The organism is bacterium (genome assembly GCA_021371935.1).
GTDB lineage: Bacteria > Armatimonadota > UBA5829 > UBA5829 > UBA5829 > UBA5829.
The window spans coordinates 76,254-99,870 of record JAJFVF010000003.1 but is presented as its reverse complement, the minus strand read 5'-3'; the positions used below and the strand labels follow the sequence as shown (position 1 = coordinate 99,870).

The 23,617-nt window shown below is 50.8% G+C and carries 21 protein-coding genes and 3 riboswitches; of the genes, 11 read left to right on the top strand and 10 right to left on the bottom strand.

Annotated features, from left to right (window positions below; all coding sequences use genetic code 11):
* Positions 1-144: 144 nt before the first annotated feature.
* From cadA to LLG46_02970, 3 genes are read right to left on the bottom strand one after another with little or no spacing between them, the layout of a single operon-like run.
* Positions 145-2,475, bottom strand: coding sequence for a cadmium-translocating P-type ATPase (cadA, locus tag LLG46_02980; GenBank protein ID MCE5322262.1), 2,331 nt, complete (start codon positions 2,473-2,475; stop codon positions 145-147).
* Positions 2,476-2,691 (bottom strand): hypothetical protein, encoded by a 216-nt coding sequence (locus tag LLG46_02975; GenBank protein ID MCE5322261.1) that lies wholly within the window; start codon positions 2,689-2,691, stop codon positions 2,476-2,478.
* Positions 2,684-5,656 (bottom strand): hypothetical protein, encoded by a 2,973-nt coding sequence (locus tag LLG46_02970; protein ID MCE5322260.1) that lies wholly within the window; start codon positions 5,654-5,656, stop codon positions 2,684-2,686. Before LLG46_02970 ends, LLG46_02975 begins: the two co-directional genes overlap by 8 nt.
* Positions 5,657-5,873: 217 nt before the next feature.
* Between LLG46_02970 and LLG46_02965 the strand changes: the two genes are divergently transcribed.
* The 5 genes from LLG46_02965 (at position 5,874) to LLG46_02945 (ending at position 11,420) form a co-directional block, all read left to right on the top strand.
* Positions 5,874-6,575 carry a hypothetical protein gene (locus LLG46_02965; protein ID MCE5322259.1) on the top strand — a complete coding sequence of 234 codons (702 nt, stop codon included), beginning with the start codon at positions 5,874-5,876 and terminating at the stop codon, positions 6,573-6,575.
* A gap of 145 nt (positions 6,576-6,720) precedes the next feature.
* Complete coding sequence (locus tag LLG46_02960; GenBank protein MCE5322258.1) at positions 6,721-7,464, top strand: hypothetical protein; 744 nt, start codon at positions 6,721-6,723, stop codon at positions 7,462-7,464.
* 60 nt (positions 7,465-7,524) lie between these two features.
* Positions 7,525-9,033, top strand: a complete 1,509-nt coding sequence (locus LLG46_02955; protein MCE5322257.1) for an ammonium transporter — start codon at positions 7,525-7,527, stop codon at positions 9,031-9,033.
* A gap of 14 nt (positions 9,034-9,047) precedes the next feature.
* A complete protein-coding gene (locus tag LLG46_02950; protein ID MCE5322256.1) occupies positions 9,048-9,389 on the top strand; it encodes a P-II family nitrogen regulator in 342 nt (113 codons plus the stop codon).
* Between the two features lie 282 nt (positions 9,390-9,671).
* The gene (locus tag LLG46_02945) at positions 9,672-11,420 is read left to right on the top strand and encodes a hypothetical protein (protein MCE5322255.1); all 1,749 of its coding nucleotides are present in this window, start codon (positions 9,672-9,674) and stop codon (positions 11,418-11,420) included.
* A gap of 51 nt (positions 11,421-11,471) precedes the next feature.
* On the opposite strand, the gene LLG46_02940 is transcribed toward LLG46_02945, so the two are convergent.
* Positions 11,472-11,750 (bottom strand): DUF1540 domain-containing protein, encoded by a 279-nt coding sequence (locus LLG46_02940; GenBank protein ID MCE5322254.1) that lies wholly within the window; start codon positions 11,748-11,750, stop codon positions 11,472-11,474.
* 210 nt (positions 11,751-11,960) lie between these two features.
* Positions 11,961-12,809: a PIG-L family deacetylase gene (locus tag LLG46_02935; GenBank protein ID MCE5322253.1), complete on the bottom strand. Its 849-nt coding sequence runs from the start codon at positions 12,807-12,809 to the stop codon at positions 11,961-11,963.
* Between the two features lie 165 nt (positions 12,810-12,974).
* On the opposite strand from LLG46_02935, the gene LLG46_02930 reads away from it, so the two are divergent.
* Together LLG46_02930 and LLG46_02925 are read left to right on the top strand one after the other, a co-directional pair.
* The gene (locus LLG46_02930; GenBank protein MCE5322252.1) at positions 12,975-14,726 is read left to right on the top strand and encodes a beta-galactosidase; all 1,752 of its coding nucleotides are present in this window, start codon (positions 12,975-12,977) and stop codon (positions 14,724-14,726) included.
* Between the two features lie 127 nt (positions 14,727-14,853).
* Positions 14,854-15,001, top strand: a riboswitch (cyclic di-GMP riboswitch).
* A 19-nt stretch (positions 15,002-15,020) separates the two neighbouring features.
* A riboswitch (cyclic di-GMP riboswitch) is annotated at positions 15,021-15,157 on the top strand.
* A gap of 509 nt (positions 15,158-15,666) precedes the next feature.
* Positions 15,667-16,446, top strand: a complete 780-nt coding sequence (locus tag LLG46_02925; GenBank protein MCE5322251.1) for an acyl-CoA dehydratase activase — start codon at positions 15,667-15,669, stop codon at positions 16,444-16,446.
* 45 nt (positions 16,447-16,491) lie between these two features.
* Here LLG46_02925 and LLG46_02920 read toward each other — a convergent pair whose 3' ends face one another.
* Positions 16,492-17,361 (bottom strand): PEP-CTERM sorting domain-containing protein, encoded by an 870-nt coding sequence (locus tag LLG46_02920; protein MCE5322250.1) that lies wholly within the window; start codon positions 17,359-17,361, stop codon positions 16,492-16,494.
* 180 nt (positions 17,362-17,541) lie between these two features.
* On the opposite strand from LLG46_02920, the gene LLG46_02915 reads away from it, so the two are divergent.
* The 4 genes from LLG46_02915 to LLG46_02900 are packed head-to-tail and all read left to right on the top strand — an operon-like array spanning position 17,542 to position 19,148.
* Positions 17,542-18,249, top strand: a complete 708-nt coding sequence (locus LLG46_02915; GenBank protein ID MCE5322249.1) for a hypothetical protein — start codon at positions 17,542-17,544, stop codon at positions 18,247-18,249.
* Positions 18,246-18,695 carry a hypothetical protein gene (locus tag LLG46_02910; protein ID MCE5322248.1) on the top strand — a complete coding sequence of 150 codons (450 nt, stop codon included), beginning with the start codon at positions 18,246-18,248 and terminating at the stop codon, positions 18,693-18,695. Before LLG46_02915 ends, LLG46_02910 begins: the two co-directional genes overlap by 4 nt.
* A 4-nt stretch (positions 18,696-18,699) precedes the next feature.
* A complete protein-coding gene (locus LLG46_02905; GenBank protein ID MCE5322247.1) occupies positions 18,700-18,993 on the top strand; it encodes a hypothetical protein in 294 nt (97 codons plus the stop codon).
* Positions 18,994-18,998: 5 nt separating this feature from the next.
* A complete protein-coding gene (locus LLG46_02900) occupies positions 18,999-19,148 on the top strand; it encodes a hypothetical protein (GenBank protein ID MCE5322246.1) in 150 nt (49 codons plus the stop codon).
* On the opposite strand, the gene LLG46_02895 is transcribed toward LLG46_02900, so the two are convergent.
* The 4 genes from LLG46_02895 to LLG46_02880 form a co-directional block, all read right to left on the bottom strand.
* Positions 19,127-20,092, bottom strand: a complete 966-nt coding sequence (locus LLG46_02895; protein MCE5322245.1) for an IS1595 family transposase — start codon at positions 20,090-20,092, stop codon at positions 19,127-19,129. The genes LLG46_02900 and LLG46_02895 overlap by 22 nt on opposite strands.
* Before the next feature lie 161 nt (positions 20,093-20,253).
* A complete protein-coding gene (locus LLG46_02890; protein ID MCE5322244.1) occupies positions 20,254-20,937 on the bottom strand; it encodes a PEP-CTERM sorting domain-containing protein in 684 nt (227 codons plus the stop codon).
* Between the two features lie 18 nt (positions 20,938-20,955).
* On the bottom strand, positions 20,956-22,413 hold the full coding sequence (locus LLG46_02885) for a hypothetical protein (GenBank protein MCE5322243.1): 1,458 nt from the start codon (positions 22,411-22,413) through the stop codon (positions 20,956-20,958).
* An 18-nt stretch (positions 22,414-22,431) separates the two neighbouring features.
* On the bottom strand, positions 22,432-23,271 hold the full coding sequence (locus tag LLG46_02880) for a prepilin-type N-terminal cleavage/methylation domain-containing protein (GenBank protein ID MCE5322242.1): 840 nt from the start codon (positions 23,269-23,271) through the stop codon (positions 22,432-22,434).
* 18 nt (positions 23,272-23,289) lie between these two features.
* Positions 23,290-23,496, bottom strand: a riboswitch (cobalamin riboswitch).
* Between the last annotated feature and the right edge of the window lie 121 nt (positions 23,497-23,617).

Genomic DNA, 23,617 nt, shown 5'->3' with positions numbered 1-23,617 from the left:
CCCTTCGTGGCGAACACAACAACGCTGTGGAGCAATCGCGAGAGTGTTCACGCCACGATTCCTATAACTATAGACGCGCGGTTTTGCAATATTGTTTATTTCCAATAGACATATTCGCGTGCATTCATAACTAATTCGTGTGGATCAAGGCTGTCTTTTGAGCAGCCTCATGCTGTTCGCGATCACCAGCAGAGCGCTTCCCTCATGTCCCAACACACCTGCTGCAAGGCTGATCTTATGCCAGAGAGCACCTGTAATCAGAAGCACGATGACCGCTAGAGCGATAGTGACATTCTGGCGTATTACACGTCCGGCTTTTCGGCTAAGAGCGACGGCGTATGGCAGCATCACTATATCATCCGCCATAAGCGCCACATCCGCGGCCTCTATTGCAGCGTGACTTCCAGCTCCGCCCATCGCAACCCCCACGTCTGCTGCGGCAAGAGCCGGAGCATCGTTTATGCCGTCGCCGACCATTGCCACCCTGTCGCGCTTTGTGCTCAGTGATCGGATCATGGCAAGCTTGTCTTCAGGCAGAAGCTGCGCGTGATATTCGTCTATTCCAAGGCTCTGCGCCACACGTGCCGCCGTGCGTGGGTTGTCGCCTGTGAGCATCACGGTCCGGTCGACCCCGATTCGTTTGAGTGCAGATATCGCGGGCGCGCCGCTCGGCCTGATAGTATCGGACGCTGCAATCGCTCCCCACAACTGCGTCTCATCGCTCAGATAGACCACAGTCTTTCCCGACTCGGCAAGATCAACAATCGGGCCGCTGTCGGGTATGGCGATGCCTAGTTCTTCCATAAGCCTGCGGCTGCCGATATAGTACAGGCTGCCGTTTACGACCGCGCGCGCTCCCTTGCCCGGATACGCTTCGAAGAATGAGACCGCCCGCTCCGGCAGGTTCGATTCGTGAAATTTTGCTATGATCGAGTCGGCCAGTGGGTGCTCCGACCTGGATTCGATAGCTGCAGCAATCGAGAGCACATCATCGACATCATGGCCGTTTGCAGGCAATATATCGGTCACGGACGGCTTGCCGATGGTGAGCGTGCCCGTTTTATCGAACGCTATTATGTTGACGTCACCAAGCATCTCAAGGTGTGCACCACCCTTTATAAGCGCGCCCGAGCGAGCCGCGTTACCTATGGCCGCAACAATCGCCACTGGGGTTGATATTACCAGCGCGCACGGGCATGATACGATGAGCAGTGTGAGAGCCCGTGTGACCCAGCTTCTGTAATCACCGCCGATGACAAGCGTTCCGCCTATTCCGACAAGTGCCGCCAGAGCGATCACCACCGGTGTGTATATCTGCCCGAATTTCTCGCTGAATCTCTGAGACGGAGCCTTTTGAGCCTGAGCTTCTTCGACGAGGTGGACGATCCGTGCCAGGGTATTGTCTTCCGAACGGGTGGTAGTCCTGACCTCTATTGCCCCTCTGCCGTTTATCGATCCGGCATATACCTGGTCGCCTTTTGCCTTTGCCGCCGGGACAGATTCACCTGTGATAGGTGATTCGTTTACAGCCGTCTCGCCTTCGAGCACGGTTCCGTCCACGGGGATTTTGTCTCCGGGCTTGATGATGACTATATCGCCTATCTCGATATCATGCAGATGCATCTCCTTGATATGGCCATCTCGCTTTACCATCGCTTGTGTAGGAAATGCCTCGATCAGCGATTTAATCGACCTGCGGGTCCTATCGACCGTATGAGCTTCCAGTGTGGAGCCGAGTGAGAAGAGGAACACGACAGCCGCCGCTTCCGAATAATCGCCAAGAGCGATTGCACCAACAGCCGCAGCACTCATGAGGAAATTCGTGTCCAGCACGAAACTCTTTGCGCTCAGAATACCGGTCCTGGCGGGGTATATCCCACCGGCGATGGCGGAGGCTATGAAAAATGCCGGGACCATATTATGCCCAACTTTTGCGAATGTGAGGACAAGCCCAACAGCAAGCAGCATGCCTGATATAATTGTCATGGCAGCGCGCATGCTTCGCAGTGTTATTGCCTTGGGTGCGGGTGCGCCTGGTGCCGCTTCGATCTCGTAGCCAAAATCGTGAATTTTCTTTCGGATCGCGTCTATCCCTACAACATCCGGCTCGAACTCGACAATCAACATAGAGGTCGCATAGTTGAGAGACGCCCATGCCACACCGTGCATCTTGCGTATGGTGGTTTCGAGCTTGAGGGAACAGTCCGGGCAGTCCAGACCCACGATACGGAGTCTTTCGTGCGAATAATGCTCTTTGACCGTGACCCCCAGCGTTATAGCACGTTCCTTGATATCTTCAAATGTGACGAGGTTTTTGTCGTAAGTGAGGCGTACGGTCTGACCCCTGGTGTCTATCGTGACATCATCCACACCGTCCATCTCGTCCAGAGCCTGCTGCAGGCGAGAGATGCACAGTTCGCAGTCTTCATAATAGTTTGGCCAGACGACCGGTATCTCGAGCGTCTGAGTTTCCAATCAGATATCCACCACAATTGCGTCTATGTCCGAGTCCGGCACGTTTGCACTGGACTCGGCTAGGGATTTCAGGTGAGAAGTAATCGAGTTTGCGGCGAACTGGAGAGCCTGCTCCCTCGTGTGCGCTTCCGCATGTATTTCGGGCACAGCCGGTATCTTCACCGATACCCATCCCTGATTATCGGTAGTCACTTCCACTTTATATCGTCTAATCATTCTTTTCCTCTGCCGAAATTCTTGCTTTTCCCATAAGCCCTGACGGCCTCGGGTTAGCGTCGATAAAGTTTGCCATAGAGTTTGTTACCTTGATCGAGAGAATGTTTCGTCCTCCGGTCACAAGGCCGGTAATATCGGCTTCCCATGGCTGCCACAGCCGCACGTCCGCGCATTTGCCGTTCACCGATATCTCGGCCATATCCCTCACATCATCAATCGAGACTATTATGCGCCTGTCCTTCGCCTGGCGCGGGAGTTTAAAGCTGTGCGTATAAACTGCTGTGCCCGAGTAATACGGATAGCCGAACTCTGTCCACGAACCGCTCTGTGCGGCTCCGGCAGGGGCTATAATAGTCTTAGACTCACGATCGCATGCAAAATTGCCTAAAAGCACGGGTGCGGAATTCAACACCAGCGGCTGGCCTGCCCATGGTGAGTGGTTTATCTCGATCTTGACGGTGTTTTCCCCATACACAACCGCCTCAGTGATATCGAGAGTCTTGAACCCATAATCGAGATATGTGCCGAACTCCGGCTTGTCCCATATCTTATTGTTTACGTGCACAATTATGCACATCCTACCCATCAGGGATGCACGGTATTCAACATCGTCGAGCATGAGCATGATACGTTGGGGTATATGTTCGCACTCAAACTGAGCAGTGTATGAATACGATGTACCGCCGCCCATTGGTGTGACCTTGAAATCCATGTCATCGAGTATCAGGGCATTTGGCTGCTGTGGCTCGAATATCCATTCGTCCGGCAGCACCAGCAGTTCGGTTCTTTCGGCGGCATGCACGGGCTTGAACTGAGGCTCGACTTTAGGGTCCACAATATACAGTGCGGAGCCATAAGGCGGAAAATCGCGCTCGGTGCACAGCCTGCCATCTTTTCTTTCGACATTGGATGCGGGTGATATATCTCCCGTCTCCAGGTTCCACTCCTGAATGTCACCCATAGTTTCCATGCTGATGATGCACTCAGCGTTGCTGTCAGATGTGTTGATGACGAAGTATGCTTGCTTGCCGTCTATCTCGCGGTGTATATACCTGACGTCCGTCATCAGCTTTCCGCTTGGCGAGAAGATTTTTACGTCTGGTTTGACTGCTTCTCGAAGAGCATTGTCCAGAGCGCGGGTAAGACTTTCTCTATCAACTGTCCCGGCCAGAACGGGGATCACTTTGCCGTCTCCGGACAAAATCTCGGCCTGCTCGCGAAGATGATCCGGGTCGGGGTCTTTGTGGGTCATCGGAGGCAGAATCCACTTGCCGCCTGTCCGAATGAACTCGCGCACATTGTCACCTGCCGAGGTCTCGGTTATGGATATAGGTGCGATAAGGGCTTCATACTCCTCGTTGTTGATGACAATCTTACCGCCATCTATATGAGCCGATGCAATCGCCTGCTCAGGCAGCACATCGTAGTCATAATGGAGCCTGGGAAGGATACTTGCGCACAAGTCGAACGAATCGCTGAGAATGCGGTCCTTTTCGCCTTCAGTGCCGACAATATGCCTGCCCCAAAACTCTTTATGTGGATAAAACAGAGCAACCTTGGCGACATGTCTGCCCTGGCGTATTACATATGAGAGCCTGCCTATATAATCGGCGAACTGCCTATAATGCTGCCAACTCGGCATATGGTTTTCAGAGGGTGGGGCATCGGTCTTTCTGAACCCCTCGATGCTGTAAAAGAGCGCATGCGGGCAGAGCATATTGATCCCGAGGCAATATTGCCAGTCAGCTATCCATTTCATCTTTGCTGGGGTGAGCCCCCAACCGGCGCAGCCGTATGTCTCGCTGAGTACGGCTTCTTTGCCGGCCCAATGTCCAAGCGAGGATATGAGTTTCTCACCCTGCATGTTCGTGAGCTGCCTGGGCAGGTTGTCCCAGCCGTATGGGGTCTCAGTCACCTCACCGAGGTGGTCTATGCCGGGTATGTCCATTGTTGCAAGTGAAGAGACAATATCCGCCTGAAAATCCGTGTTTATATACAAACCCTCTTCAAAGAGAGCATGGCCGGTGAACTTGAGATCGTGCTCAGCGCACCATTTCTTATACGGCTCGAAGAACGCCTTAAGGTATAAATCCTCGACACTCTGCCAAAACGCCCGGCGCACGTTTGCGGTGTTTTCGTCTATACCAAAGAACATATGCGGCAAAAACTGCTCCGCACTCATATCCAGGCGAGTCTTCATTTCGCTCTCGATCAGGTCGTCCCAGACAACTACACGCGTGTGTAGCCTCTGCGTATACCAGTTTGCATGGTGCCATGGCAAAAGTGTGGGTTCGTCCGTAAAGACGCCTTTGATTGTCTTGCCGAAGTGCTCTCCGACAGCTTTCACATACGGATCGAACGTGTAATCCAGAAAGAATCGCATGGCCTCGGGGTTGAGATAATCGACGCCGTAGACTATATCGTTCGCATCTTCAAGCACGCATTTCGAGTAGACTCCAACGCTCCAGTCACCTCTGGGAGCTTTCCAGACCAGTTGATTGTCGGATATGTTCGATATAAGGTCGACCTTATCGCCGTTGGGTTTATTACATGGATATGCATATGCGGCAATGACCTCGCCGGAAGGCAGTTCTATGGCCACATTTTCGCCTGAGGATGCGTTGCGCTCGGTCAGATCGATATACTTCGACCGATATTCCTTCACGCCGCTCACTTTAAGGTTGCCAATCCCACTCGGGAAGCCGTTCTCATCATAGAGCCAGACTTCCATTTCGAGTTCTTCGGCGGTCTTCACGGTGCACTTGACGCACTCCATCCACTCGCGCGAAAGATATTCCGTCTCCAGGCCGAACCTGGCGTGTATGAAGAAGCCGCCCAGCCCTTTTGAGTGAAAATCGCGGATTTGAGAAACGATTTCCTCTCTTCTGAGTTTCGAGTTCCAAAACCAGAATGGCATCGGCCTGTATTTGCTCGGTGGGTTTTTGAATATCTCGCTGGATAACATACGGTCATTTTACTGCAGCCTCAGGCATCAATGCAATATAAAATGCACACAGGTATGCTCGGCGTGTAGGGATGAAGCATTTGCCGTTCAATATGGGATTGGTCAACAACTTCTGTCGCAAATGCTTCGTCCGGCAATACATTACAGATCAGATATTGGCGGGTAATTGTTGTTATCGTCCCGCACGTCCTGTTACAATATTATAGGTATGTATCAAATGACCAAACTCCCTAGACTCGATAGAAAACTGATCGAGGAAAACACAGTCGACTATTACCGCACCGCCGGTGGCACTCGGCCTGACCTGCGTGTGGTCGATATTGACGGCAATAAAGTAGCTGTCAAGGATTTCAAGGGCAGCGACTTTCTGTTTCGCAAAATAGTTGGGCCGATATTGATCCGACGTGAGTTCGGCGCCATGCGTAATTTGCTTGGTGTCGAGGGCATTCCTCAGCTTGTAGGACGGATGGACAAATATTCCCTCGCCATGGAGCATATTTCAGGAACCAGCCTCGAACATGTCTCTCAGGGAGTCCTCACAAATGAGTTCTATGCCGAGCTTGTCGAGGTGGTTAACAATATGCACTCACGAGGCATAGCCCACTGCGACCTGCGCAGCCGCGGCAACGTAATGCTTGGTGACGACGGCAGGCCGTATGTAGTCGATTTTGCCGCATGTGTGTACAGAGGCCGCGGTATCAATCCATTTACCAGATGGCTGTTCAATCAGTTCGTTTTGGCCGACAACAATGCCGTGCTGCGCATAAAACAGCGCTTATCGCCCGAATTGCTTACTGACAAAGACAAAGCCGATCTGGCTATCCCGCTTCCATTTGAAGTGCCTGCGCGCATAGTCGGAGAGAGCATACGTAAGCTCACCCGCAAGCTCCTCACTGGTCGAAAACCGCAAAACTCGTAAACAAGCTGCAATACCACGGATACGTTACGTTAATTCCCGCTTAACACTCTCGAAATAACCCAACCGTATACTCTAATTAAGCAATGGTTAGGGTTCTAACCACTAACTTCTTACTTCTAACGTATAGATTGGAGGAGACTGACAAATGAGGACAAGAGGATTGCGGAGGTATCTGACTGCGGGGATGTGCCTATTGTTGATGGCCGGATGTGCGGCTTATGCTCAGGAGGGCTTATCGACAAATGTTGATCTTGCTTATGTTAGCAAATACGTGTGGCGTGGAACCGTTCCGAACCCCGATCCGGCGTTTCAGCCGTCCATCACCATTTCAAATCCCAGCGGTTTGAGTTTTAATTTCTGGGCCAGTATGGACACTACCAACATAAGCGGCAATTCAGGGAATTTCACCGAGGAAGACTACACGCTCACTTATGCATGGAAATCGATGTCAGCGGGATACATATATTATGCTTTCCCAAACACGACATACCCAAGCACCCAGGAACTGTTCTTCAACACCCCTCTTGGGAGCAAGCTGCCGATTTCGCTTGCTTTGAACTACGATTTTGACGAGGCAAAGGGTCTCTATGGCGCGCTGAGCACGAGCTATGACTATGCAATGAAGGGCGGCAACTCCATGAGTCTTTCTGCCAAACTCGGTTTTGCATCGTCGGGCTACAATGACTTTTATTTCTATGGCGCCGACAAGACTGGTTTGGTAGACCTTGTTTTGGGTGTCAGCATGCCTTTTGAGAGCGGCAAGATGAAGATCACGCCTTCTGTGACCTATTCTACCGTAGTCAACAGCGACCTGAAAGACGCTCTCTCCGCTAATGGTGTCGATGAGAACAATTTCATAGCCGGGCTGACAATATCTTCTGCATTTTAAAAAAGTCAGTCTTGTGGGCCGTGCGATATTGCCGGCCCATAGACACTATTGAGGAGAAACATGTGTAGAGTCAGGTTGTATGCAATTATTATTCTGCTATGTATGGCAATATCGATGGTCTCGTGTGTAGTAGCGATGGCAGATGTTGACGGCTCCAAAACAGGGACCGCCCAAGACGTAATCGACGCAACGGGCGGTGCTCCCAGCGCCGACGATCTGAAGACTGCCACAACATCTGAACCTTTTGCGTCAAAACTCGCAGATGTTGTGGGACAAAACAAGGTCGCTATTAACTTTACCTGGACGCTGGTGGCCGGTTTTCTGGTTATGTTCATGCAGGCAGGATTCGCGCTGGTAGAGACTGGTTTTACGAGAGCCAAAAATGCCGCGCATACTATGTTTATGAACTTTGCGGTGTATGCGATAGGTATAATAGGGTTCTTTGTATGCGGTTTTGCATTTATGTATGGCAATGCTGGTCCGATAGGTAATCTTGGTGGAAGTCCCGCACTGACCGCAGGCCACGAACTTACTATTCACGGCTGGGGCATAATCGGGACCGCTGGTTTCTTTTTGACGGGTAGTTATTATGACTTGGCTGTGGCGGCTTTGTTCTTGTTCCAGATGGTCTTTATGGACACGGCCTGCACCATTCCGACCGGAGCTTTGGCCGAACGATGGAAATTGAGATCATTTCTTGCCTACGGTTTCTTTATGTCGATGATACTTTACCCGCTATATGGAAACTGGGCATGGGGCGGCGGCTGGCTGATGAAGCTTGGCTACTGTGATTTTGCAGGCTCGGGTGTCGTCCATGCGGTCGGCGGACTCTGTGGACTTGCAGGTGCCATTGTGCTCGGTCCGAGGATCGGTAAGTTTAACAGAGACGGCAGTGCGAATGCCATACCGGGCCATCACATTCCGATGGCTATTCTCGGCACACTCATTCTGGCTTTTGGCTGGTTCGGTTTCAACCCCGGCAGCACACTCGGTGCATCGGGTGGTAACAACCTGAGGTTCGCGATGGTCGCCACCAACACAATGCTTGCATCTGCTTTTGGCTTGGCAACTGCCGTGATCTATATGCTTTTCAAGTGCGGCAAGCCCGACCCGACAATGGGTGCGAACGGCATGCTGGCCGGACTGGTCGCGATTACTGCTCCGTGTGCATTTGTCAATTGTGTGGATTCCTGTATTATAGGTGGACTCGCAGGTATTCTGGTGTGCTTAAGTGTAGCGTTTATCGACAAGATTCATGTGGACGATCCGGTTGGTGCTGTTTCGGTGCACGGTGCTTGTGGTCTGTTCGGCGTCATCAGTGTCGGTCTATTTGCGGATGGCACTTTCAACGGCATTACCGGTCTTTTCCATGGTGGCGGAATGCACCAACTGACTGTTCAACTAATTGCGGTAGCCACGCTTCTTGTATGGGCATTCGGGTTTAGTTTCATATACTTCAAGATTATGAACTATATTGTTCCGATGCGCGTAAGCAAGGAGGACGAGCTTGCCGGCCTGGATATGCCTGAGACCGGAGTGTTGGCATATCCTGAATTCGAGATGAGGTAAGAGAGGGTATTGATATGACAAAAATCGAAGCGATAATAAGACCGAACAAACTTGACGAGGTAAAGGCTGCTCTTGACGATTTGGGGCTGATGGGTGTCACTGTATCCCATGTTATGGGCAGTGGCAAGCAGAGAGGCCGGACCCAGCACTATCGCGGCCAGGAATATGTGGTCAGTCTGCTGGACAAGGTCAAGATCGAGACTGTTGTGATGGACGATATGGCCGATGACGTAATGAAGGCCATAGCGGATGCGGCTGGAACCGGTGAGATCGGTGACGGCAAGATATTCGTATACAAAGTCGACAATGCAATGCGAATACGAACTCGTGAAATGGGTGAAGCAGCAGTGCGATAGACGCTGTGTATACAGTTGGCCGGAATATTATATTATGCAAGGCTCATGCTCTATAGCGTGAGCCTTTCTAATTTTATATTTAGTATTTTGTATTGATTATTTAACCGATTGAAATGCTACAAACGTTTATGTTTTATGCATTCTGATCAAACACAGTCATTCCGAGCGAATTTGAAGAATCTGCTGTAAACCGGACGTTGTAAAGAGAGTATTCTTGTTTCCCAAGGTTTGTCAACGTATACTTTTAGATAGAGTAACGAGTATAATTGTGGCAGGGATTCAGTGGAAAACAGGTTGACTATAAGTGATTCGGCTCATGCCCGTGCTGAGGAATTTCTCAAGATAAGCGGCCAGTTCAGGCTGGGTGAGCTTGTGACCGAGTCATCTCATCCGATCACCGCGCACCTGAGCGAAGTGGCTCAAAACGACATTGCATCTGCACTCGATCTGCTCTTCCAGGTTGATGATGATGTAGTCGCGAAGTACCGCCAGGGGGCGCAGTCCGGCCGCTCGTATGAGATAGCTGATGTAGTAACGAATGCACTGCGCGCAGGCGGACGTATCTTCTTCACAGGCTGCGGCGCTACAGGCAGGCTGAGTATATTGCTGGACTCTATCTGGCGTGACTTCTGGCAAGGCAGGGATTCACAGTGGCGTGACCGCACGATCAGCCTCATGGCGGGCGGCGACTTCGCCCTGATAAAGTCTGTGGAGGGTTTCGAGGACATCACGGAGTTCGGCAGGCGTCAGATTGCGGATGTCGGAGTGGGAAAGAATGATGTCGTTTTTGCCATTACCGAGGGCGGCGAGACCTCATGGGTCATCGGCACTGCCTGGCAGGCTCTGGAAAGCGGCGCAAAGGTCTATTTCGTATATAACAACCCCGATGAACTCCTGCGAAAGCATGTCGAGCGTTCGCGCGAGATCATAGACGATCCCCGGATTGAAAAGATCAATCTTACGACCGGTCCGATGGCTATCACAGGTTCGACCCGCATGCAGGCGACAACTATTCAATTATGCGTCCTGCTCACCATCCTTGAGATAGTAGTGCGCAACTTACAGGGTTTGGGCGATGGGACAATTCCCCAGCAGTTTCTGGAATCACTGGAGAAAATGCACAAAGCCCTCCGCTCCGAGCATTTTCTTCATCAGCTTGCAAATTTGGTCGAGATGGAAGAATCGGTATATCGCGCAGGCGGCAAGGTGAATTACTTCGCCGATAATCTGGCGATAGATGTCCTTACGGATACCACCGAGCGCTCACCCACCTTCTGCATTCCGCCGTTCAAAAAGTGGGACGACTCCGATGCATCCGACTCATGGGCATTTCTGTTCACTCCGGCCATGACCACTGGGGACGCCTGGCATAGACTCCTAAAGCGCACTCCCCGCGCGGTGGAGTGGTCTGAGGATCAGGTGCGTGAAATGGTTGGAGATGAGGATTGTGCGCACCGGTATGAGGTCATCAAGCGCATATCACTAAGCGAGATTTACAGGTTCAGGATAGGTCAGGACGGCATAGATTTGCGTCCTCTAGGTCCCGGCGATGCAGCCGTATTTGTCCTGGACGACGGCGATGAGTCTTTTCAGTCGGTAGCCGAGTCGGGTATCAGGATAGGCCGCATTTGCGCATGCGAGTGTTCTGCATGCATGCCGTCAGTCAAGTTGCCCTCGATAGGTAATGAGTTCCTGCTTAAGGGGATAAAAAGGGTTGGAGTGAAGATGCTGCTAAATGCGCTCTCGACGTGCATAATGGTCCGTCTTGGGCGTGTGATGGGCAATTGTATGATCTATGTAGTTCCGTCCAACCTGAAACTGATCGACCGCGCGGTCCGATATGTCTCCAATCTTACAGGCATGGATTATGATGACGCCTGCCGTCTGGTCTTTGATGTGATCGAGTATGTCGAGCCGCGAATGAAGAACGATATTGCTTACCCACCAGTAGTCGGCATGTCCGTTATCCGGGCAAGAGAGCATGTCGGCAATCAAGAAGCTGAGGAGATATTAAGCCGGCTGAATTGTTGAGTTTCAGGTGCTGTCCATAAGCCGGTGCAGCACCTGAAATGCGACCGGGCTTTATTTAGACGCAAATGTATTACACCACGCCTGATTGTTAGAAAATATGATCTCTATATCACCGCAGGCATTACAGCTCATGGACTGATTATACAGGCAGTTTTCTATATGGCACGCACCTACCGACGCTTGTCCCTGGTGTTTTGTGCGCTGCTGAGAGGCCATAAATGTCTCGCATACAGGCTCATTGCTGCCGATCAATATCCCACGGGCGCAGCACTCACTGTCTTTGTTATAAAAACACTGGCTTACGTCACACTTTCTGACTTCGGGAACCATAACCGGACCTCCTCAAGTAGTTGATCTCCATTAGGGATACCCTGAAAACGGTGAGTGTATGGCGTGGATGCTTATTGAGGAGGATTTTGACGATCTACGAGGTGTGCATAATCGGAGAATTCAATATCATGAAAACACGAAGAGAGGAAACCAGAAAAAAGATCTCGTGATTCCATCTTTTCGTGTTTTCGTGATAAAGATGAGAAGTTATCAAGCAAATTTCCCGACTCGTTCGGTCACTTCTCCCTGGAACCTGCTTATGAATCCTTTCAGATACTCGTTGACATCCAGCGAGTCATCTTCGATAAGCGGTGTGAGGTCCATTGCAAAGTTGAGCAGTGCGCAAGCGTCTGTGCCGTGCGATGCAAAATAGGTGGCATGAGCGCGCCTGCGTCCGAGTGTAGCCAGGTCATATCTCTTGCCGCCGCAGATCTGTGAGTCATGCACACCCAGCACAGCGGATGCAATGTTCTCATGGGCTTCCACGTTGAGAGGAATCTTGTCTTCGTCACTCATCCAGTCCAGGTCGCGCCACACTTCGCAGCCAAGAAGCTTTTTGGGTCTTGCGTCTTTTGGCAGCGCGCGGATTGCCCTGACGATATGCATAGTCGTGGCCACATGAGTGTCATGCTTGTCGCCGAGGTTGTGAGTATATACGACTTCCGGCTTTGCAAGTTCAAAGATCTTCTTAAGGTCATCGACCACGTTCTGGTTTTTGGAATCCTTCACCTCAGCACTGCTATAATCCAGCAGAGCCTGTGCGCTATATTCACCGACAAACGCGGCTTTTTTCTGTTCGAGGCGTCTGACAGTCTGCATCTGTTCGTCTGTGTAGTTTGCGTATAAGTCGTCTCTCGGACTGCCTGCGCCGTTTGTGACGACGACACCCATAAACCACTTATCGTCCTTGCCGAAGCATTCGAGCACACCGTGGAATGCCATAATCTCGATATCGTCCTGGTGCGCTGAGATTCCCATATGGGTTGTGCGCGCAACGGCTTCCTGTATGGGTTTGCCGTCCGGGACAAAAATCTCAGCTTTATCTTTATTGAGTTTCATAAAACCCCTCCTGATTGGTGTTACTTGTTAATTTTATGTCAACCCAGCGCTATCGGGCAAGAGATAACAGGAAAATTCATTACTGCCTTATTGAGGTTTTTAATGAAAGCGGTTAGACTAAGGGTTGATTGACTTCGAATATTTGAAAGGAACCATTCAGATCAAATGTCCAGCAATATACCCAGACCGGAGCACCCCAGACCCGACTTCGAGCGCAAGGCCTGGCAGTGCCTCAACGGCAAATGGCAGTTCGCAATCGACACGGCAAAGTGCGGCCTTGAAAAGAACTGGTCGAGCGGCGTTGATTTTCCGCTCGAGATCAATGTGCCGTTCTGTCCGGAGAGCAAACTCAGTGGAGTAGGCAACACGGATTTTCTCGGAGCAGTATGGTATAGGCGATTTTTCACCGTCGATAAAACACTGACTGGCCAACGGCTGCTTCTTCACTTCGGTGCAGTGGACTACGAGTCTCGCGTATGGGTCAACGGCAGTCAAGTTGCCGTTCATCGCGGCGGATGGACACCTTTTTATGCCGACATTACCGATGTAGTCAAACCAGGCGAGAACGAGGTTGTGGTATATGCAATTGATGACGAGCGTCCACACATGCAGCCTCTCGGCAAACAGTCGGATAGATTGGGTTCATACGGCTGCCTCTACACACGCACCACCGGCATATGGCAGAGCGTATGGCTTGAAGCCGTGCCAGAGTCGAGGATTTCTTACTTCGTCATTCTGCCGGATGCGCCAAATGGCCGCGCAGTGGTTAGTGTTGATGTGACCAAGCCGTACCCAGGACTTGGCGTAGAAGCAGTGGCTCTGGTTGATGGTAAGGCTGTGTCTTCAGCTAAGCTGTCGCAGGCCGGTCCAAGATGTTCGGTCACACTCGATATTCCCGATCCTGTGCTCTGGGAAGTGGGTAAGCCGTTCCTATATGATCTGCAGCTGCGTCTGACGGACGGGGACAAGATTGTTGACGAGGTGTCATCATATTTCGGATTGCGAGAGGTCCGTGTAGACGGCGACAAGATTCTCATAAACGGCAAGTCTGTTTTTCAGCGGCTGATTCTGGACCAAGGATTCTGGCCGGACGGAATATACACTGCTCCCACAGATGAGGACCTTAAAGCCGATATAGAGCGAAGCATGGCATGCGGATTCAATGGAGCCAGACTCCATCAGAAAGTGTTCGAGCCGCGTTCGCTGTATTGGGCGGACAAACTCGGCTATATCGTCTGGGGTGAGTTTGCCGACTGGGGCTGCTCGACTAAATTTCATGCCCAGGCTCGGGAAAACCTGCGTCGTGAGTGGCTTGATGCCGTGCTGCGTGATATTAATCATCCTTCGATTGTGGCATGGATGCCTCTGAATGAAGCACATTCTTCGGGTGACAGATATGAGCCTGCGTATTTTGTCGAGCTATATGACCTGACCAAGAAACTGGACCCCACTCGACCGTTCCTTGATACAAGCGGCTACACTCACTCAAAGACGGACATCTGGGACCTGCATGACTATGAACAGGACCCTGCCAAGTTCGGAGCCAAGTATGAGCCGTTTGCCAAGAATCCCGGCGACGATACGCTGCCCAAGTGCGATCCTGAGTTGGAACCCAAATATGAGGGTCAGCCGATGATCGTCAGTGAGTATGGCGGTATATGGTGGAACCCGGCTCAGACCGACGATGAGGCTTGGGGTTATGGCGAGCGTCCAAAAGGTGAGAAAGAGTTTATCGACAGGTTCAAGGGTCTGGCGGATGTGCTTTTGGATAATCCGCATATGGCAGGGCTATGTTACACCCAGCTCACGGATGTCGAGCAGGAAGTAAACGGCCTCTATACATATGACCGCAAGCCCAAGTTCCCGCCGGAGCTTTTCAAGAATGTTCTGGATCGCAAGGCTGCCATCGAGGACTAAATTGATTTGCAATACTGGTAATTCGTTCAGCGCTTGCATTTGTTTGCAAGAGGCATAATCTATGTGTAAGGGACAATTGAATATAGAAAAGTGAATAGACAACTTAATATTCAGCGCAATGTATGGCGCTCGATAATGGCAAACTCCGGGAAACCGGAGGACGCAAAGCTAAGGGCCTAACCGGCCTGCCCAGTGTCCAATATTGAGTTTTCATCTGCAATCATAGAAGATTGAATCTTGGGCATTCGAGGCCGCATGGTTGCCTGGTTGCCGAAGCGTCGAGCACTTCGTAGACATCGACAAGGGCAAAGTCCGAGTGATCGGGCGGCGCAAAGTCACAGGACTCGTTGTGACGCCGGAGATAGTAACTGTGAACCGCAGAATGTGGGTTCTCAGGTCCGGGCAGTGCGAGAGTCGGCTGGGCTGCCGAAAGTCTGGTATGGACGTAAGTTCGACGGGTTCGCCCGTCTTGCCTGCCGGTGTCGGAAAGGGGGTACTTGGCGGGGTATAGTTTGTGAGCTTGCCGGGACTAGACGTCAAGGCGGGCTATGGCGGATGGGTTGCGAGTCTACGTCCGCGATGGTCGGTTGAGGTGTCGGAGACGTCCCGGCCTTTCAGGAGTAGAAAAATGTAGTGCTTGGGCGGCGGAAGGACCGGCAGTGTTCGTCCGCCGCCGATTATTGTACCAGTTGGCCGTTGGCCGACTGCTAACTACCGACAGCAGACCATTATTAACGAGCCAAATGCAAAACTGAAAGGGTTCTAAATTTAGTCATTCTGAGCGACTGCGAAGAATCTGCTTTGAACCCAACGCCATAGAAAGTAGGTTCCGCTCTGCTGGAAACAACTGTGCAAAAAACTCCGGCAGAGGAGTTTTGCTCCGATTGTCAAAGGGTTATTAAGGAACAATCCAGCCATTATCGGAGTAATATAACCTGCCATGACAATCAGCAAAATCACAGCCGGAATAGATATCGGTTCGCTTTCCACCGATGCAGTCGTCCTCAAAGACGGCCGGATCTTATCATACTCCGTAATCCCCACGCTTTCGAGCAGTGAGAGTGCCGCGTCAAAGGCCTATGAGTCTGCACTCGAGCGCGCAGGCTTAACAGAGTTTGACATATCGCGCGTAGTAGCAACGGGCTACGGACGTTCGAGCACGGATATTGCCGATAAAGCCGTCACTGAGATAACCTGCCATGCCATCGGCGCAAGGAAATTATTTCCTGAGGCTATGAGTGTGATCGATATCGGCGGCCAGGACAGCAAGGTTATCCGCCTGACCGGAGACGGGCGGGTGGAGGACTTCGCGATGAACGACAAGTGCGCAGCCGGCACGGGCAGGTTTCTGGAGGTAATGGCTCGCGCTTTGGGTACGGAGCTGACCAGCCTCGGAGCGCTCTCGGAGTCGTCTGCTCAAGACGTACGGATATCGAGCACATGCACAGTCTTCGCCGAGTCCGAAGTCGTTGCGCTTGTAGCCAAGGGTCTGCCGAAGGAAGATATAATACGCGGGTTGCATATGTCCATCGCCGAGCGTATATACGGTATGGTCGTCCGTCTTAGGTGCGTAGCCCCATTTGTCATGACCGGTGGTGTCGCTAAGAATTCCGGTGTGGCTAGAGCCATAGAAACCAGACTTGACACCAAGCTCATTGTTCCTGACGAACCTCAGATCGTGGGCGCATTGGGAGCGGCTGTTATGGCTGCGAAGGAATAGACTTGCCGGACAGCCGCCATCAGACCGTCCGGCATAATGCACGTTTTACTTTCGCCTGCGCAAGATAAATCCACTCATGCCGATCAATCCGCATGTCAGAGCAAGCATTGACCCCGGCTCCGGTACGGCTGCGACGTCCGAGAAACCGTCTATCTCCCCACCGCTGAAGCCGGACACGCCCTCGACTTTGATATATTGAATCCAGTCAAGGCCGGACTCGGCAAGATCAAAGCCTGTGCCGCCCGCTGAGCCGTCATATAGTGCTATAGCTTCGGCAGCAGTCTTGCCTGCGAAATCGGATGCGGTCAGACTTGGGTCAACGGGTTTCGTATAATCCGATTCTGTGTCTGTCCAGCAGGCATTGTCGCTGTCCCAGAGATAGGCGTTTGTGGGAAATATGCTGTCTCCATATGGTCCGTCATCGTATGTGTACCAGTCGGTTCCGTCCTGGCTGACAGATATCTTCATATTCTCGGCGAATATACCGCCTGTGAGAGTATAGGTGTTCATATTGGTCGAGTCAGAAACGCTCCCACTGCCGACAAAAAATGAGTTGCCGAATACAAGGAAATCGATCCCGTATGGATTGAGCGGATCGTCCATTACCTGATGATCGAATTTGACCTCCACATACTGACCTGCGTTGATGGTCGTGATGAGCTTTTCTCCACTGGGTCCTTTATACCATGCCGGTTCCACCAGCTTCGTGCGGCGTATGCTGGACATTGATCCATTGGCGAATTTCGTAGCCGCCTGCCCGAGAACTGCGCTCGGATCATTATAAAGACTTGATCCGGTCAAGTCTGAAGAATAGCTCACAAGTTCAGCGGCATATGGACTGAACGCGAACGCTGCAGTGCTTATAGACAATAGCCATATGACTATTATTGAAGTGATTGTTTTTCTGATTGACATTGTCCTTTTCCTTTTTTGGGCAACTATATACTTGATGACTGTTGGGGTTGCTATATCTAGCATAAATACCGGTTTCTGAATAGCATGCAGGTGATATTTGCTTAACTGGCGAACATACTCTATACTGTAGTTGAGTCTGCCGACAATAACGGTAAGACTAAGGTATAGAGGAAACCACTCGTGAGCCAAATTGAAATGCAGTTCCAACGCAGGTATATACAGGCACGCTATGATGCAGCATTGCGGATATTTTCAGATGGTGCATCATTGGCTAATACTCTAGCTAGTCATTACAATAAATATGTTCGGCAGCCTGATGGAGCACTCTGGAAATTTGCAAACGACAATGATTTTAGATCAGTTGCATTTGCTCAGACCCAGACAGAATTTAATTGGGAACAACAAGATGATACAATGGCTTTTGCTAAAGAAGCACAACAAGTTTTTGATAATGTGTCTTCTGGCCTCGGAATCAGTTCTTATAATAGGCTAGGCTTAGTGCAAAATGTACTAGTTCCATATAAAGATTTCGAGCAGTGCAAGAATGCTATCATAGAGAATATATATAACAACAAACTAACCTCAAATCGGAATCCGCTAAAATGGAAGCCATCTGACGTTGGTATAACCTTAGACTTTAGGGATGAACATTGGTGTGGGCAAATAAGATTTGGCCCTTATAATGCCGGTGTTAATGCTCAATTCTTCGAGTTTCAGGACGCGCCAAGGCTACTGGCATTTGTCGATGGTTTTATATTCTGCTGTGATTTCTGGCGAGTACATCAATATAACCCTTCCGAAGTATCCAAATTCGCAAAAGAAGCGACCGAACTGACCACAAATGCAATACAGGACTTCATGGGTATACTCGGCGGGAGTCAAAAATGACGGCAGCGTGCCCAACATTAGATAATGTGCTTATGCCTAATATATATTCTCATGTGGAACAAGTAGATAAGGCACTTACTATACCCGTGCCAAATGAGCAGAATACAACAAACATATCAAAAATAGAAATTCCAAAACAGCCTCAATCAATTACCGGCAATGATAAAGCATATATACGGATTGCTACAATGACAATACAACGCGCAGTACTTACAGCTTTAGAAAACCCACGTTATTTATGGCGAACAACAGAAGGCATCGCGCGTGAGATTGATGCAACCACTAAAGAGGTATCAGAACAACTTTCGGAATTGAAAGACATGCTAGTTCAACCATCAAGACTATCTATTGACGGCAAAATGCTATACACGACGCGTGCCCATTTTAGGCGCAAAGCTCCTTTTTTGACGAAACTTGTTGGCGCGCTTACAAACAGGGTGGCATAAGTCTATGTGGTGGACTGCATTAATTGGCGGTTTTGGTGGTTTGCTTGCTGGACTAGTTAGTATATATGAAATGGGGCTACTTCCAAAGAACCAACGCCCTATTCGTGACTCGCTGTATTGGATTTCAGTATTGCTGATTGGGCCAATACTGGGAGGGGCATTAGCTGGAGTATATCAGGCTTCAGGAATGACGCTAAAGCCGCTTGTGGCACTTAACGTCGGAGTAACAGCACCACTAGTGCTTCGTTCATGGCTCAATATTCGCAAACAGCCGATTGATCCGGGCTTCGGAGCCTAATTACAATGCTAAAGAAAACCTCAAACAACCCAGTAGATCATAAATCTGACTCACCGCGAGAGGACTTCAAGCGGTTCGAGGACGCTATGAAGCACATCGTCAAGGCGTCACCTGTGAAAAAAGCGAAGCCCGATCACGGAAAGATAGCGTCGTAATACTCTTTGTATGACTCCGTAAGTTCATCATATGTGAGCCTTTTTCCGTCAACTGATTCCAGCACTTCAACAAACCGCTCAGCGTCAGTTTCACCGCGATTGTTGAATCGAAATACCTGCTCATCAATGTATCGCTTTAGGTGGAATGGTTCCACTGAAACGTATGTCCCTTTCAAGGCACGCTTGAGCAATGACCAGAAGTTTTCCAGTCCGTTTGTATGGACTTGTCCGATAGCGTAAGCGATGGTGTGGTCAATAAACTGATGCAGATATTCAGTGGAAAGCCCGTTGTATCCTTTCCAAGCATCGGTATAGACCCTGGTGAATTTCTCGACAGCCTTGGTTATCTCAGCACGTAGCGTATTGCCCGATACATTGGGAATGATATTGGCAAGAACTCTTGACACTTCTGATTCAGTGTCGCTTCGCTGGAGGACGCCCATAACTATAGTTTTGCCAACAGAACCGCGACCTTGGCGAAGTTTCTTGTCATTGTGTTTGTTCTTTTCCAGTCCGCCTATGAATGTTTCATCGGCTTCCACAGTGCCATCCATCTTCTCGAAAGTGCCTTCGGCCATAGCTGTTCGGATACGATGAAGCATGAACCAGGCGGTCTTTTGTGTAACACCTATAGACCTTGCCAGTTCGCACGAGCTTATACCGTTTTTGCAATTGGCAATTAGCCAAACGGCAGGCAGCCATTTACCGAGAGGTAATGCGCTATCCTCAAAGATAGTGCCGACCTTGACCGTAAACTGCTTGCCACAGTCTTTGCATTGCCAACGGAGGCGCTTTTCGGTGAACCAAACAGTTGTTGAACCACAATGCGGGCATTCAACACCATCTGGCCAGCGGAAGCGAACCATCGCATCATGGCAGACTTTCGGGTCTGAGTAAAGCGCGATCATTTCCAACAAGGTTTGCGGAGTCTTCTGTGTGCTCATACATTAAGTATAGCGCACAAGCTTACAGTTGTCAAGTATATAATTGCCCTTTTTTGATATAGGTATGGCGCGGATTGCATTTTCCACGCGGTTATGATTGAATTGATACGGCCTTGTGGTCGGACGGCCTAGAAGACCGTCCGGCATGCGCATACGACCCTCTACTTTCGCCTGCGCAGCGCAAGGCCACCCAGTGACATCAGCCCCGTCACCAGTCCTGCCAGTGCACCCGGTTCGGGAACGGCTGTTGCGGCTGTCGGCGTGTCGGGCGGGCCTGCAGACGTCCAGTCAGACATATCGCTGACAAAACTCCATCCGTCCCATGAGCCGTCACTGAGCGTGCGAGCGGATATTCCCCAGCCGGAATAATCCCAGCTACTAGGCAGAGAGCCTGTTGTCTCGGCTACGTAATACGACCAATATCCGGTGAACCAGCCTTCGCAGTAGTGGTCATCAGAGTCGAGCGCGTAACCGTCCTCATCGCCACCGGCATCCTGGCGGACACCCGAAACAAAGCCGCTGCCGTCTGCGTCCAGATCGTAGCCGATCCCGTACACCGTATAGCCATCATACGACGGCCAGTATTCCATAGAAGCGTACAGTCTATTGTCGAGTGCAAGCACCGCGTCGAACATATCTTTGCCGGTTGCCGTTCCATCCCACTTGTATCCCCAGACAATTGATTGAGGCGATATGCCGTCGTTCCAGTCGATCACCATTGCAGCCCGATTGCTGCCCGACCCAGCCCAGAGCCGGATATCGTCGAACGAAAATGCGCCTGCCGAACCGCAAAATAGTGCGGCTGCTCCCAGCGCAAGGAGCACTGTTGAGAGTATCTTTTTCAATTTCCTTTTCCTCCTTGTTTATTGAACATCATCACAACTTCTGAGCCTAATTACATATGTTTCACCTCCTTCTTCCGTCGAGCTTATGCCCGTGACTGTAACAAACGCATCCACTTCCGGTGCAGTGAAGTCTGCATCTACAATGCTTCCCCAGTTGGATTCGTCATTGTCATCCGTGCTTCTTGGAGCGATGCACTTGATATCGCATCCCGAGCCGTCGTCTATCACAAACGACTTGGTTTCCGAATCGATCGACTTTACTGTGCCCCACGTTTTTACCAGCAACCCAGTGGTGCTCAGTCCAAAATTGCCGATAGCCTTGTTTGGCATTCCAAGCGGTTTAACATCGGCTGTCTCCGCATCGGTAACTGCGAGGACAGATGTTGCCTGGATGACACGCTCACCGTCTATAGTGTCAATATCGCCCATAAGATTGATCTTTGCACCGATATCGAGCACGCGGCCCATCACTTTGATGCCGCTCGAACGGTTTTCCTGCTGGACGTAGCAGTACCTGCCGACCGTGTAAGTGGCGGCTGAAACTACCACATCATCGAGCACCACATGGCTGCCGTCATCAAGCTTCTTCGCTTCACCAATGCTCATCGGCTCGATCATGTGGCTGACCCGTGCAAATGCATCGACCTCACCGCCGACACCGTCGACTTTTATGTATTGAATCCATTTCATGCCGGTTACGGGGTCTGTTGCTAGACTGGAATAATCCGGCAATTCGGCAAGGTCAAACGGTGTTCCGCCGCCCGATCCTTCGTACATATCTATTGCCTGGGCGCAGCTAATACTTGCGAAACTGCTCTCTGTCCATGCAGGGTCGACAGGACGTGTAAAGTCAAGACCTATCTCAACACCTGAACTGTTTGTTAGCCAGTGGTTTTCGACCCAGTCCCAGGCGAATGCGTGGGTGGGGGCATAGTCATCCGCATATGGGCCGTTGGAAAATGTGTACCAGGTAATGCCGTCCTGGCTGACCTCGACCGGCGATGGTTCTACCCACATTGCGCTACCGCCATAGGCCGAGAGCATCATATCTTCCATGTTCGATCCTGAGTAAACATACGACCCACCCAGCACAAAGAACGGGTTGCCGAAAACAATGAAGTCTTTGCCATACCAATTGTCCGGGTCGTCATATACGGGCGTGTCGAATTTAACTATGATGTAACCCGCCGCGTATGACGAACTCTTCGACTTGATAGTGGTGATAAGTTTTTCGCCGCTAAGCCCCACATTCCATGCCGGGCAGATCATCATCACTGCGCATGGATCGGTGTCGCCTGGCGCACCCGAATTGTTCATCCAGGTTGACGGCTTGCCCAGTGTAGCGAGTGGATCGTCATATGGGCTGTTTCCGAGCCGGTATGAGTCCACCACTTCGGACGCATACCAGTCTGTTGCCATTGCGCTCGTACACAAAGCGATTGTCAGCGCAATCATCAATGCAATCGGTTTTCTCATTTTTCTTCCTCCTTTGATTTAGTCCAGGTCGTACGCAGAGTCATCCAGTGACAGCCCACCCGTGCTAGGAGAGCAATCGTACGATTTCTGCTTGATGTTAAGCCAGGGGACATTGGCGTAATGGGTGTATTTGCGCCGGACAGCGGCGACATGGCCATCGGCATATGCGACTGAGGCGGCTCCATTGTGGCGATAATGGACCGTGCCTTCTTGAAAATAGACGTCGCTCGGAGCACGTAGATAATTCTGAGCGCTTACAGGGCTGCCGAACCCGCCGTCGGCAAAGACTGCCGTTTTTGAAGGGTGTTTTATCCGGCCGAGAAATGCAGTTGTATGAGGCCGGTCGGTATATTCGTCAACAAAGACATTGCCGTCGACTGTGACATCTCCGCCGATATAGCTGGCATTGTATGCATAGCCGGAATACGGCCTGTCCCATTTGCCGCCGTAGAAAGATGGGCAGCTCTTGATCTTGCCGCTTTTCATATACGGGCCGAGCAGGCCGTATTTCCAGATGGAAGTGGTTTGAGTAGCCTTTAGGTCGAAGTCCCATGCACGCACCCAGCCGCCAGATGCCCAGTAATATGATGGACAAGCCCTGCCGGAGTTATCGTCGACATACATCAGCCATGCCGAGGCGATTTGTTTGAGGTTTGAAATACACTGCGTCTGTCCGGCTTTATCTTTCGCTGATATGAATACGGGAAAGAGCACAGCCGCAAGAATGGCAATGACAGCTATTACCACCAATAGCTCTATAAGCGAAAAACCATATAAACCAAAACAGGCTCGCCGCCCATTTCGGATTGTGTGGACGGGAGCCCGTAGTACGCCTGACGCGCAACTTGCTTCCAACATCTCAGCCTCCGAAGATGTAGAACAATAACGCAATCAGGCAGGTCTTCTGGCTTTCGGATCAGCCTACTTCCGATGTCTTCCCACATTGTCCTTAGAGTTCGTCGACAATGCAGTGACCAGATATCGGTTTCGTCCCCGATTACAGCGGCGGGCCCGCGACGGATTCACACCGTCTTCCCTCTTGGTCTCGAATTTCTTCGAGAAACCTGACCGCATGGTATTTAGTTTTCTTGGCAAGAGTTTACAACAGCCTGCCTGCAATGTCAATAGCCGGTGGATGATTTTATAAGCAAGGCTAAATCCTCATCTTCTCGAACGCCTGTAATTGGGAGGGCGAAGCTCCTGC